At 41.0% G+C, this 11,809-nt stretch carries 14 protein-coding genes; 7 read left to right on the top strand and 7 right to left on the bottom strand.

Annotated features, from left to right (window positions below; genetic code table 11):
* A partial coding sequence (gene tnpA, locus K245_RS28550; protein WP_408605754.1) for an IS66 family insertion sequence element accessory protein TnpA occupies window positions 1–175 on the bottom strand: 175 nt, incomplete at its 3' end.
* A 52-nt stretch (window positions 176–227) separates the two neighbouring features.
* On the opposite strand from tnpA, the gene K245_RS0109045 reads away from it, so the two are divergent.
* The gene (locus tag K245_RS0109045; RefSeq protein WP_027359034.1) at window positions 228–1,655 is read left to right on the top strand and encodes a tetratricopeptide repeat protein; all 1,428 of its coding nucleotides are present in this window, start codon (window positions 228–230) and stop codon (window positions 1,653–1,655) included.
* A gap of 80 nt (window positions 1,656–1,735) precedes the next feature.
* On the opposite strand, the gene K245_RS0109040 is transcribed toward K245_RS0109045, so the two are convergent.
* The 3 genes from K245_RS0109040 to K245_RS0109030 all read right to left on the bottom strand — a co-directional run bounded on the left by K245_RS0109040 (window position 1,736) and on the right by K245_RS0109030 (window position 4,909).
* Window positions 1,736–3,118: an RtcB family protein gene (locus tag K245_RS0109040; RefSeq protein WP_027359033.1), complete on the bottom strand. Its 1,383-nt coding sequence runs from the start codon at window positions 3,116–3,118 to the stop codon at window positions 1,736–1,738.
* A gap of 292 nt (window positions 3,119–3,410) precedes the next feature.
* Complete coding sequence (locus K245_RS0109035) at window positions 3,411–3,932, bottom strand: type 1 glutamine amidotransferase domain-containing protein (RefSeq protein ID WP_027359032.1); 522 nt, start codon at window positions 3,930–3,932, stop codon at window positions 3,411–3,413.
* The gene (locus K245_RS0109030; protein WP_027359031.1) at window positions 3,932–4,909 is read right to left on the bottom strand and encodes a phosphotransferase; all 978 of its coding nucleotides are present in this window, start codon (window positions 4,907–4,909) and stop codon (window positions 3,932–3,934) included. The genes K245_RS0109035 and K245_RS0109030 overlap by 1 nt, the downstream gene beginning before the upstream one ends.
* A gap of 96 nt (window positions 4,910–5,005) precedes the next feature.
* Here K245_RS0109030 and map point away from each other — a divergent pair, with 96 nt between their 5' ends.
* The 3 genes from map (at window position 5,006) to K245_RS0109015 (ending at window position 6,916) form a co-directional block, all read left to right on the top strand.
* The gene (map, locus tag K245_RS0109025) at window positions 5,006–5,899 is read left to right on the top strand and encodes a type I methionyl aminopeptidase (RefSeq protein ID WP_027359030.1); all 894 of its coding nucleotides are present in this window, start codon (window positions 5,006–5,008) and stop codon (window positions 5,897–5,899) included.
* 92 nt (window positions 5,900–5,991) lie between these two features.
* Window positions 5,992–6,480 (top strand): YchJ family protein, encoded by a 489-nt coding sequence (locus K245_RS0109020; protein WP_027359029.1) that lies wholly within the window; start codon window positions 5,992–5,994, stop codon window positions 6,478–6,480.
* Between the two features lie 55 nt (window positions 6,481–6,535).
* On the top strand, window positions 6,536–6,916 hold the full coding sequence (locus tag K245_RS0109015; protein WP_027359028.1) for a NifB/NifX family molybdenum-iron cluster-binding protein: 381 nt from the start codon (window positions 6,536–6,538) through the stop codon (window positions 6,914–6,916).
* A gap of 238 nt (window positions 6,917–7,154) precedes the next feature.
* Here the strand turns inward: K245_RS0109015 and K245_RS0109010 are convergent, their stop codons facing one another.
* From K245_RS0109010 to K245_RS23730, 3 genes are all read right to left on the bottom strand, one after another.
* Window positions 7,155–7,691 carry a hypothetical protein gene (locus K245_RS0109010; protein ID WP_156906749.1) on the bottom strand — a complete coding sequence of 179 codons (537 nt, stop codon included), beginning with the start codon at window positions 7,689–7,691 and terminating at the stop codon, window positions 7,155–7,157.
* A gap of 144 nt (window positions 7,692–7,835) precedes the next feature.
* A complete protein-coding gene (locus K245_RS0109005) occupies window positions 7,836–8,087 on the bottom strand; it encodes a hypothetical protein (RefSeq protein ID WP_027359026.1) in 252 nt (83 codons plus the stop codon).
* Window positions 8,088–8,149: 62 nt separating this feature from the next.
* Entirely contained in the window at window positions 8,150–8,452 is a 303-nt protein-coding gene (locus K245_RS23730; RefSeq protein ID WP_051284004.1) for a hypothetical protein, read from the bottom strand.
* 543 nt (window positions 8,453–8,995) lie between these two features.
* On the opposite strand from K245_RS23730, the gene argC reads away from it, so the two are divergent.
* The 3 genes from argC (at window position 8,996) to K245_RS0108985 (ending at window position 11,765) form a co-directional block, all read left to right on the top strand.
* A complete protein-coding gene (gene argC, locus K245_RS0108995; RefSeq protein WP_027359025.1) occupies window positions 8,996–10,033 on the top strand; it encodes an N-acetyl-gamma-glutamyl-phosphate reductase in 1,038 nt (345 codons plus the stop codon).
* A gap of 114 nt (window positions 10,034–10,147) precedes the next feature.
* Window positions 10,148–10,579, top strand: a complete 432-nt coding sequence (locus K245_RS0108990; RefSeq protein ID WP_027359024.1) for an ACT domain-containing protein — start codon at window positions 10,148–10,150, stop codon at window positions 10,577–10,579.
* A 13-nt stretch (window positions 10,580–10,592) separates the two neighbouring features.
* Window positions 10,593–11,765, top strand: a complete 1,173-nt coding sequence (locus K245_RS0108985) for an ABC transporter substrate-binding protein (protein ID WP_051284003.1) — start codon at window positions 10,593–10,595, stop codon at window positions 11,763–11,765.
* Window positions 11,766–11,809: the final 44 nt, after the last annotated feature.

Genomic DNA, 11,809 nt, shown 5'->3' with positions numbered 1-11,809 from the left:
CTATGAATTCTATGGACACGGGCGATTTTGCCAGCTTCTTTTTCCAGTAAAAAAACTTGTGCCTGCCAAGGCCCTTCATACGGCAGTATTCAAACGCCTTTAAACCGCTCGACTCCCATTCCGCAAGCTCCTTTTTCCAGAATTCCGATTGGCTTAATGCTTCCTTTTCTTCCATACATCATCCTCCCAAAATATTTTTTGAGAAAATCTGCCATATATCATTTCTCTTGAATAGAAGTGGTTGGCTGGATGCTTACCTTGAAAAAAAATCCGAGCAACTGTCATTCAGCAAAAAAGATCATGAAAACATGGCTGTTCTTAGGCTGATAGTAAAAATTAAACCGGACAGCCATAAACATCATCGGTTTTTGGGTGAAGTTATAGAAAGAGTGTATGGAAGAGGTTGCTCAGAAGCGCTTCAGCATCATGAAAAGGCTTACTCTTTAAATTCGAGTTTTCCTGCATACATCAACAATCTGGTAAGATGCCTTGATTATAGCAATAAGCATGATGATGCACTTGCATTAATTGACAAGGCCGAGGAAAACGGCGTTATCAATGACCATTTGTATTCGGTCAAGGCAGGAATTCTTCAGAAAATTGGAAGAAGTGAAGAAGCATCTATATTGCGAATGAAAAAAATAGAAGCAGGATCAAAGCATGCCGCCTTTTATAATGAACAGGCTTTATATTTTTCTGAAAACAATCTTAATGATGCTGCACTTACAATAATTGATAAGGCTCAAAAAAAAGGAGTCATGGATGACCATTTGAATCTGGTTATGGCAGGGATACTACAGAAGATTGGGAGAGGAGATGAAGCATCTAATCTGCGATTGGATAAAATAAATTCAGGATCAAGGAATGGGTCTTATTATAACGAAGAAGCCATATATCTATATAACAAGAAAGATTATGATGCTGCTTTTAATATTGTTGCTAAGGCAGAAAATTATAGAATCATGAGTTCCCATTTGTATTCAGTAAAAGCCAGAATTCTTCAAAAAATGGGGAGAAGAGAAGAAGCTTTCAAATTGAGTCAGGAAAAAATTGAATCTGGCTCAAGGGATGCAGTTTATTATAATGATCAAGCATTATATTTTTCGCAAAAAGGACAGAATCACGATGCTCTTGAGATTATAAAAAAGGCAGAGGTAAACGGAGCCATGAATGATCATCTATACTCTGTCAAGACTGAAGTCTTCCAGAAGATGGGAAAATATGATGAGGCGTCAAAATTGCGCCTTTTAAAAATAGAATCAGGATCAACAGAACCGATTTTTTATAATGCCGAAGCTTTGCACCTTTCAAAAAAAAATCATAATGAAAACGCGCTTGAAATTATTAATAGAGCTGAAAAAAATGGAGCTGTAAATGACTATTCATATTCCGTAAAAACCGGAATCCTTCAGAAAATAGGCAGAGGCGAAGAAGCCTCAAAGTTGCGATTGGAAAGAATAGAATCAGGGTCAAAGAATCCTGCTTTATATACCGAAGAGGCCTTTTATCTTTCCAAAAAGAATCTTTATAGTGATGCCCTCAGAATTATTACCGAAGCAGAAAAAAACGGGATCATGAATTATCATTTAAAAACAGCCAAGGCCAAAATTATCCAGATGATGAAAAGAGAGGTAAAAGCTCCGGAGCGGGAGTGAAAATTGATTATCGTTTTGACTCGTTCCTGCGCTCCCACGCAAATCATGGGAGCCAGTCGATTCCGTTACTAAAACAATCATCAGTCCATCTTGACAAGCTTGGGATCAAACCTCGCGACTATGGATACAAGATCCTCCTGGGCTGCCATTACAATGTCTATGTCCTTGTATGCCATAGGAACTTCGTCGATCCCGGCGGAGAGCACCCTGATTCCTTTGGAATCAAGGACTCTTAAGGCATCGCTCCATTTATAGCGTTTTTTTGCCTCTGTCCTGCTCATGAGTCTGCCTGCACCGTGGGCTGCTGAGTTCAGGGATTCAGGGTTGCCTCTGCCAACAACTACATATCCTGGAGCTGCCATTGATCCCGGAATCATGCCAAGAATGCCTTCACCTGCTGGCGTGGCTCCTTTTCTGTGGATAATCAGATCCTCATTCCCGAAGCGTTCTTTCCATGCAAAATTATGATGATTTTCAACGCCTCCGATTATTCTTACTCCGAGGTGTTCAGAAACATATCTGTGGATAAGCTCATGATTTGCCGCCGCATATTTACCCATAAGCTCCATTGATTTCCAGTATGCCTGGCCATCTGCTGAATCCAGATCAAACCACGCCAGCTTTGACAGGTGGCGGGGAAGTCCAGGATGGCGCTGGGAAGCAAGCTTGCTGTAATAGGTCGCTATTTCGGCTCCTGAGCCTCTGCTTCCGCTGTGGCTAAGGAATGCCAGGTATTCTCCGGGAGCAAGCCCCATTTCTCCGGTTCTTAGGTGAAGAATACCGAATTCAACGAAGTGATTGCCTGATCCGCTGGTTCCAAGTTGTTCCCAGGCTTTGTTTTTGAGCCTTTTGGTCAGGGACGAAAAGTTCCAGTCTTCGTCCATTACATCGTGCTGGCGTCTTTTTCTGAAAGAAGAGCCGACTCCGAAACGCGTTTCAGAATCAATGGCCTTGATGAATCTGTCCTGGTTGTTTTCGATTTCCTCTGGATGAATATCAAGAACGGAAAGTTTCATCCTGCAGGCTATGTCCATTCCCACACCAAAAGGTATGATGGCATTTTTTACAGCAAGGACTCCGCCAATGGGCAATCCGTAGCCAGAATGCGCGTCAGGCATGAGAGCGCCGACAACTGAAACAGGCAGGCTGCATGCGTTGCGCATCTGTTCTATGGCCTCATGTTCAAGATTGTCTCCCCACTGCTTCCAGGGAGCCATGTTTTCACCGTGTTTGCGTGGTTTTATTTCAAGTTCAGGATGATCTGCTTCGATAATGGCTTTGGCAAGCTCTTTGAAATTGGGATCTTTCAGATAAGTGTGGGGCCTTTTTTTTAGATCCTTCAGAAGATCATCAATTTCATCACTGGCCATGCCACAGTTTTTAGCGGACTCTATGCATGTTTTTGCTATTTGGAGTGGTAATCCCTGGGGAATACCAAGTTTCATCATTTTTTTCGGCTTCATAAGTCACCTGAGAAATTAAGTTTCAGTCTTTTCTCAAATATACTTCCTGAAATGGAAATTTGCCATGTTTATGCATAGGGCGGAAATATTTGTATGTACCTTGTCTTATAACCGAAAAGTTTTTGCGGAGCTTTTTTCAAAAAGCGACCCGCCTGCATTCGGATCAATGTCGGATTACGAGCAAAGGCCGCTCTAATACGATCTACGAATTGGCCTTTTTTTACTGCAATTTAACCATACAAGGCACACACTCTGGTGCACAAGCCTTCCGGCTTGAGCACCTTAGGAGAAATTATGCGGAGATTGATTTAAGCACAGCTTTCATGAATGCGGGAAGGTCAGCCGGAGTTCTGCTTGTTACAAGTTTTCCGTCAATTACGACTTCTTCATCCATCCATATTGCTCCTGCATTCTCCATGTCATCTCTTATGGCAAAAAATGATGTTGCTTTTTTCCCTTTAAGAATTTTTGCCGAAGCCAGCATCCAGCCTGCGTGACAGATTGCTGCAACGGTTTTTCCGCTTTCTGACATGATTTTTACAAGATTTACCATGGCTTTGTTTCTTCTCATGAAATCAGGGGCGAATCCGCCTGGGATGATTATGGCGTCAAAGTCAGAAGGATTGATCTGGTCGGCTGATTTGTCCGATTTGGTCTGTGTGCCATCCTTGCCCTTATAATCGATGGCTGTGCCTGAGCCGACAATGGTCACGCCGGCGCCTGCCTCAAGCATTCTGTAATAAGGGTACCAGAACTCATGATCATTGAACTGCTGCTCTACAAGAATAATCACTTTTTTGCCTGTAAGATCCATTAGTTTTCTCCTCTGATTGTGTTCCAGTGTGATTTTATGTCTTTGCTATAATTCAAAAGCAGATTCATGAAATCTGTTTCAAGATGAATCATTTCCGTATCTTTTTTTCTTAACCATTCAGAAAGCCATCCGAATCTGACGGCAATGACAAATTCAATAAGAATGTCCCAGGATTCATTCCCATAAATACCAGATTTCTTGAGCTTTCCTATCAACTCATTTACAAGGTTCCCGCCAAGCGCATTAGGATCTTCTATCCCAATGCACCCAAGAAGATTTGCAAGGTCATATATTTCTGGTTTGATTCCCATGAACTCCCAGTCAATCACCGCGATAATTTCATTGTTTTTCCATATTGCATTCATGGGATGAATGTCGCCGTGGCAGAATCCTTCCTTAAGCAAACAGTGCTTTTCGAAAAATTCGGCTTTGAGGAAGTCATATACAGGCTTTATACCGGGAATAATTTCCGGGTTATGTGTGTTAATCTGACTGAATATTGAAACTATGTATTTTTTGATTGAAAAAAATGGAAGATCTGCGCTGTTCAGGTCAATTTTTCTGCTGATCCTGTTTAGATCAATTATGAAGTCAGCAAACACCGCGCCTATTTCAGGTAGAAAAATATAGTCAGGCCTGACGATATTATCTGATTCAATAAATCTGCATATTTGCCACACTAAACCGCTTTCGGTAAAAAGAAAACTTCCGTCCAATGATTTTTCGTATGGGATTGTTTTTTTAAGGCCGTGGATGTTTAGTCTGTTAATTGTTTCGGCTATGATCTGTTTTCTTTTGCTCTTTGACAGATCAAAGCATTCAATGAGAAACAGGCCTCCGTCATCTGATTCGATCACACATCTGAAGTCAGTTCTTTCAGGGCTTCCTGATATTTCCTTGTCAGGTCTCTGCCTTTTCATGGAAATAGAAAACTTGTCTGATACCATAGGTAATTTAGATTCGATGTTGTACATCATGGCTTTTATTGGCTGCTTTTTTATTGTTTTAGTTGTAATGCTGATATAGGTAATAAAAATTTTGAAAAAAACAAAGTTAAAAAGGAGAGACTGGCCTTGCAGAATAATTCGGAGAAACCTGGTAGGAATGATGACTGCCCATGCGGAAGTGGCCTCAAATACAAAAAATGTTGTCTTTCCGGCAAGACCAGAGTGGCACCTGTTGTTGATCTTAAGCTTCTTTATGCAAGAAAATACGGCATAAAACTTAAAGATGAAAAGGCCATTGAAGGTATTCGGAAAGCCGGGATTCTTGTAATGGAAACCCAGAGACTTGTAGAGTCTCAGCTCAGACCTGGAATGGTTACGGATGAAATAAACACCATAGTTCATGAGTTCACTGTAAAAAATGGAGGGAAACCCGCACCTTTAAATTACCGCGGCTTCCCTAAAAGTGTATGTGTGTCTGTAAATGATGTGATCTGTCACGGTATTCCAGGAGATTATATTCTTAAAGACGGTGATATAGTAAATGTGGATGTAACAACTATCCTTGACGGATATTATGCTGATGCCAATATTACATACTTCGTAGGAACTCCTGAACCTGATGCGGTTAAGATAGTCAATGTGGCAAGGGAAAGTCTCAAAAGAGGGCTTTCGGTCGTCAGGCCCGGAAGTACCACAGGTGATATCGGAAACGCCATCCAGGTTTATGCCGAGGGACAAGGGTGTTCTGTCGTGCGTGAATACGTCGGTCACGGAATAGGTTATGATTTCCATGAATCACCCCAGATTATGCATTACGGCAGAAAAGGAACCGGGACTCCACTTGTGCCTGGTATGGTTTTTACTGTCGAGCCAATGATAAATATTGGCGGACATGATCTTTACGTTTTAAGGGATCAATGGACTGCAAAAACCAAGGACGGGTCTCTGTCCGCACAGTTCGAGCAGACGGTTGTAGTAACTGAAGGCGGGTATGAGAGTCTTACCCCATATGATTTATGATTTTGAAACTTGAAAATTAAACGCCAATCTAATAAAAAAAACATGCTTTTGTTTTTTGGCTTTGATTAATCTCTATTTTAAGGAGCAGAAAGATGGAAATTTGTCCATGCGGTTCAGGAAAAGGATACACAGAGTGCTGCGAACCGCTTATTCAGGATCAGAGAAAGGCCGCAACAGCAGAAGAGCTTTTAAGATCAAGATATACTGCATATACCAAGGTTGAGCTTGAGTATCTCTATGCCACAACTCACCCTAGCCAGAGAGCCCATTATGACTCTGAAGGAACAAGAAAATGGGCCGAGAAATCAGACTGGCTGAATCTTGAAATTCTTGATGTCAATCTTGGCGGCGCAGGCGATGATAAAGGTCAGATTGAATTTCTGGCCCATTATGCAAAAAAGGATAAAAAAGAATCCCACCATGAACTTGCTCTTTTTGAAAAAGCAAACGGTATTTGGTATTTTCTTGACGGGAAACCCGTTATTCCAAAGCAGTTTAAAAGAGAAGTTGCAAAAGTGGGAAGAAACGAGCCTTGTCCTTGCGGCAGCGGCAAAAAATACAAGAAGTGCTGCGGCGCATAGCCTTTTTCAAGACAAACATTGATTTTAGAAGAAAGCTGATAAAAGGATTCTTTAAATGAAAATTGCATTCCCGGTTAACTCAGGTTCAGATTTGAACAGCGAAGTCTTCGGGCACTTCGGTTCTGCAGAAAAATTCATAGTTGTTGATTCTGAATCAGGTTCCTTTGAAGAAATAGGCAATAATGATCTTGGCCATGCACATAATAAATGCAATCCAATGAAAGCCCTAGGCGGAAATAAAGTGGACGCAGTTGTTTCAGGTGGCATTGGTCAGGGGGCACTGAATGGTCTAAGATCCCTTGGAATTAAGGTTTTCAGATCAGAAGGCGGAACAGTTTTAAAAAATCTTGAGCTTTTCAGATCAAACTCACTCATGGAATTCATGCCTGGTTTTGTATGTTCCGGTCATGACCATGAAGGTGGCTGCGCTCATTAATTATGATGAAGCCTCAAAAAGTCAGAAAAAGGCGTCGGCATCATGCCGGTCTTGATCAGGCATCTTTGTAGTTTCAGCCACTTCTGGATTCCGGCCTTCGCCGGAATGACGGGGATCTTGCTTTTTTGCGACCTTGTCAATGATGATGTTTTTTAAGAATTGAGATAAGAAAAATTCAGGCCGTTTTATTTTGACAGTTTGTTATTGTCTCTATAAACCGGCCCGGTTTTTTGATGGTTTACTGGTTGGTTTTTGGGGTCGCAGCTTTTACTGCTGCTGCTTCCAGAGATGCTATGGTCTGCTGAAGTTTTGATATTTCTTTTTTCTGGTCTGCAAGAAGCTGATTGAGCTTATCGACGTCTTTTTTCTGGGCTGATATTTCTTTGTCTTTATCTGCAAGAAGCTGATTCAGTTTATCCGCTTCTTTTTTTTGCGCAGAAATATCTTTGTCCTGATCCTTTATCTTTTTCTTCTGGTCTTCAATCGTTTTATTAGCTGCGGCAAGCTTTTTCTCTGTTTCTTCAGATTCAGAATTGTCAGCCATTCCGAACATCTTCATACAGTCTGACATAGACCCCTGAATTTTTTTTGACGAGTTTTCCCAGAGTAGCATTATATCGTCAGGTGTTGCCTTCATTTCACAGACTTTTTTTGAAAAAGTCATGAAATCATCCATATAATGCATTGTGTTCTGGAGCCATGCATTTATTTCGTTTGAGCTGGCTGTTTCAGGTTTCATGAACTTGAAGTAGTTGTCCCACATATTTTTATCCATTAAATGGCCTCATAGTCTTATTAAGGTTTGAAAAACAACGGCGGACGCTTTTAATAAAAAGCAGGCCGCCGTAGTATTGCTTTATAATTTTTTTGACTGATCGTTAAAACTGAAAGAGAGGGTAATTATTCAATCAACTCGGCATTAAAAAAACTCTTTGAGTTTTTTATAGTTGCTGTCCATCGTTGCTTTGAATTCTTCGCGGCTCTTTTTCATAGTGTCAACCCAGTCGAGAACAGATTTTTTTACTGGTTCTGGCAGTGCAGGCTGCTTTTCGATCATGCTGAGAATCATTTTCTCAGTCTGCTCCTGCATGCCTTTAATACCGTTGAATGTGTTTTCGAATGAAGTCTTATTGAAATCAATCATGAGTTTCATGAATTCAGGCTGCTGCATATTAAAATCCTCCACTTTATACTCCCGGCCGCAAGTCAATCACCCATCAGCCTTAAATTTTATTATTTTGCTGATTTTGACTTTGATGAATCAGATGATTCTTCTACGAAAGATTCCATTCTTTTGAAGTTTTCATCGATAGATTTTTTGAAATCGTCGCGGCCTTTTTTGAAAGAAAGACGCCATTCATTTATTATTTTCTGGCCTTCTTCAGGGATAAGGCTGTTTTTTGTGATAAACTGATCAGCAAGTTTTTCAGTCTGGCCCTGGATCATCACCATGGCGCTGAAAGAGTTTTCAAAAGCTGTTTTCTGGAATTCAATTACCTGTTTTACCATTTTTCCTGGTTCAAAACTTTTCATCATGGCGGTATCCTCCTGGATTCTTTATTATTATTTTTTTTGTCTAAAGATGAGTTATATTAATGCTGTATGGCAACAATATTAGCAGCGATGATCTAATTGTCAAGGCAAAATTTTGCATCGCAATAATTTTTTATCCATAATATTTGTGCGGATAATATTAGCTGTGTGTGAGTATTTAATTAATATTTTCAGATTATTAACTTGATTAAAATAAAAAGGCCTTTATGTTTCGCAAAATTATTATTTCTCATTTTCTTATTGCAATACTGTTATGTCTTTGCAAAAGCACCAAACAAGTAACGCTACAGGTATGAAGCAGCAAATAACCTTGAAAAGCACTGTAACCTTTGATAATCATTTCTTCCCGAATCATTTCCCAGATAATTGAATAACAGGTATTGGGGAAATGTTTTAGTTCTTAGGCAATTAAACATAGTGTTTAATGTATGTTTTTGTTATCCCTGCAATAAATGCTTGGCAGTTGCTTAAGGGAAATGTGGATTTGGTTTACCTTATATAAATAGAACCGGAGACTTTATATATATGCTTAAGGCCGCAATAATTGGTGCCACAGGATATACAGGCGCGGAACTTGTGAGGATTCTTGCATCCCATCCGAATGCAACTGTTGAACTTATAACCTCAAGGCAGTACCAGGGGGTTGCTTTTTCAGATATTTACCCCGCTCTTTCAGGATTGATCAATCTTACATGTGAAGAATACAGGCTTGATAGAATTATTGAGTCTGCGGATGTCGTTTTTATGGCATTGCCTCATCATCTTCCCATGGGCCTGGTCCCTGATATTTTAAAAGCAGGGAAAAAGATCATAGATCTGTCTGCTGATTTCAGGTTTAAGGATAAAAGTGTTTATGAAGCGGCTTATCAGGCTCATTCTGCTCCTGATCTGCTTGAATCTGCGGTTTATGGGCTTTCAGAAGTTTATAAAGAGGAAATAGCCTGCGCGGATCTTGTTGGCAATCCAGGCTGTTATCCTACAAGTATTCTTTTGCCTCTAATTCCTCTTGTAAGGGCGGGATTCATTGTTCCTGAAACAGTAATAGCAGATTCAAAATCAGGAGTCAGCGGAGCTGGACGATCCCTTTCAATGAGGGCACATTTTTGTGAGGCAAATGAGGCATTTAATGCTTATAAGGTTGCAAACCACAGACATTCTCCGGAAATTGAGCAGATTATTTCAAGAGAAGCCGGTTATGATGTGAACATTACTTTTGTGCCGCATCTTTTGCCTATTTCAAGGGGTATGCTCTCAACCATTTATTCGGCAGCAAAGGATTCTGTCACTTCTTTCGGTGTTTTTGAGTGTCTTTCAGATTTTTACAAAGACAAACCGTTTGTAAGGATACGCAAGGAAGGGGATATTCCTGATGTTGCGCATGTCAGGGGAACCAATTTCTGTGATATAGGATTTAAGCTTGATTCAAGGACTGGCCGCCTGATTATTGTTTCAGTAATCGATAATCTTGTGAAGGGCGCATCTGGACAGGCTGTACAGAATATGAATATAATGTGCGGTTTTGACGAGACAGAAGGTATGCGCGGCATACCATATCCTATTTAAAATGCCGCCGATTTTGCTGACTGATAATCCTTATGATAATTGTATTGAAGAAGGGGGTGTCAGGCTGATGAATACGGCTTTATCAATATGAACAGTATATTTCCTGGAGGTTGGATGAAAGTAAAGCAGCTTTCAATATTTTTGGAGAACAGGTCGGGGCGGCTTGCCGAGATTACTACAACCCTGGGTGATGCTGCCGTAAATATCCGGGCCATGTCTCTTGCAGATACTTCCGATTTTGGAATACTCAGACTTATTGTCAATGACGTTGAAAAAGGCAGGCAGGCATTAAAAGACTGCGGGTTCACGGTTCATATTACCGAGGTTATTGCGGTCGAGATTCCCGATACTCCGGGCGCTCTTGGCAAACTCTTGGTTTCTATAGAGAAATCAGGGCTTAACGTAGAGTATATGTATGTTTTTGTTGAAAAAATTCTTGGCCAGGCCATCATCATTTTCAGGTTTGATGATCTGGACGAGGCTGTGCGGGTAATTACGAAGGCAGGATATAATGTCCTGGAGAATGACAAACTATTAAGCATGTAAACTGGAGGGGACAGTGAAAAAAAGTCTTATGGGTTTTTCGGCTTCATTTTTTTTAATGACGGCTGTTTTTACGTTAGGATTTGGTTCCAGCGTCATTGCAGCAGATAATGACTATAAAATAGGCTGTGTTTTTTCTGTGACAGGAAATACTTCCTGGCTTGGAGAACCCCAGAAAAAGACAGTTGAAATGATCGCAGATGAAATAAATGCAAAAGGCGGAATAAAAGGCCGTAAGATTTCACTTTTTATCGAAGATAATCAGGGCGACAATACAAGAACCGTTAATGCTGTAAAAAAACTTGTTCAGAAGGACAAGGTCTGCGCAATCATCGGGCCATCTGAAAGCGGCACGACAATGGCGGTTATCCCGGTTATTCAGAAGATGGAAACACCTGTTCCTCTTCTTTCCTGTGCTGCTGCAGAGGAAATTACAAAACCTGCAAGCGAGCGTAAGTGGATCTTCAAAATGGGACAGAACGATAGTGATGCTGTCAGAAGAATCTATGAAAATATGAACAAGAAAGGCATTAAAAAAGTCGGCATTCTGACAGCCACAAATGGTTTCGGAAATGCCGGACGTAAAAAACTTACTGAAATGGCCTCTGAATTCGGTCTTCAGATAGTAAGTGACGAGACCTATAATCCGTCTGATACAGACATGACAGCACAGCTTCTGAAAATTCAGAAAGCCGGAGCCGAGGCTGCCGTTAATTGGTCAATAGTTCCTGCCCAGTCCATAGTTCCTAAAAATATGAAACAGCTAAAAATGAGCATTCCTCTTTATCAAAGCCATGGATTCGCAAATGTGAAATACGCCGAAGCAGCAGGAGATGCTGCCGAGGGTCTTGTGTTCCCTGCTGGCAGGGTAATGGCTGTTTCGACCCTTCCTGACGGTCATCCCCAGAAGGCTGTTCTTAATGAATATAAGACCGCTTATGAAGCTAAATATAAAGACCACGTAAGCACATTCGGCGGGCATGCCTATGACGGGCTCTGGCTTGTGGTCAAGGCTATAGAGGCAGTTGGTGACGATCCTGCCAAGATCAGGGATTACATTGAAACAGCCCAGTTTACAGGAACCGGTGGTCAGTTTAAATTTTCTGCCGCAGACCATAACGGACTTGACAAGAACGCCTTTGAGATGCTTACCGTTAAAAATGGCCAGTTCGTAGTTCTTGGTGAGTAGGCTGGAATAATAAGTAAAAGGGCAGGGCTTAATTTAAATCATGG

The organism is Desulforegula conservatrix Mb1Pa (assembly GCF_000426225.1).
GTDB lineage: Bacteria > Desulfobacterota > Desulfobacteria > Desulfobacterales > Desulforegulaceae > Desulforegula > Desulforegula conservatrix.
Note: the sequence above shows the minus strand (reverse complement) of the source record. Positions and strands in the feature narration are given on the sequence as shown.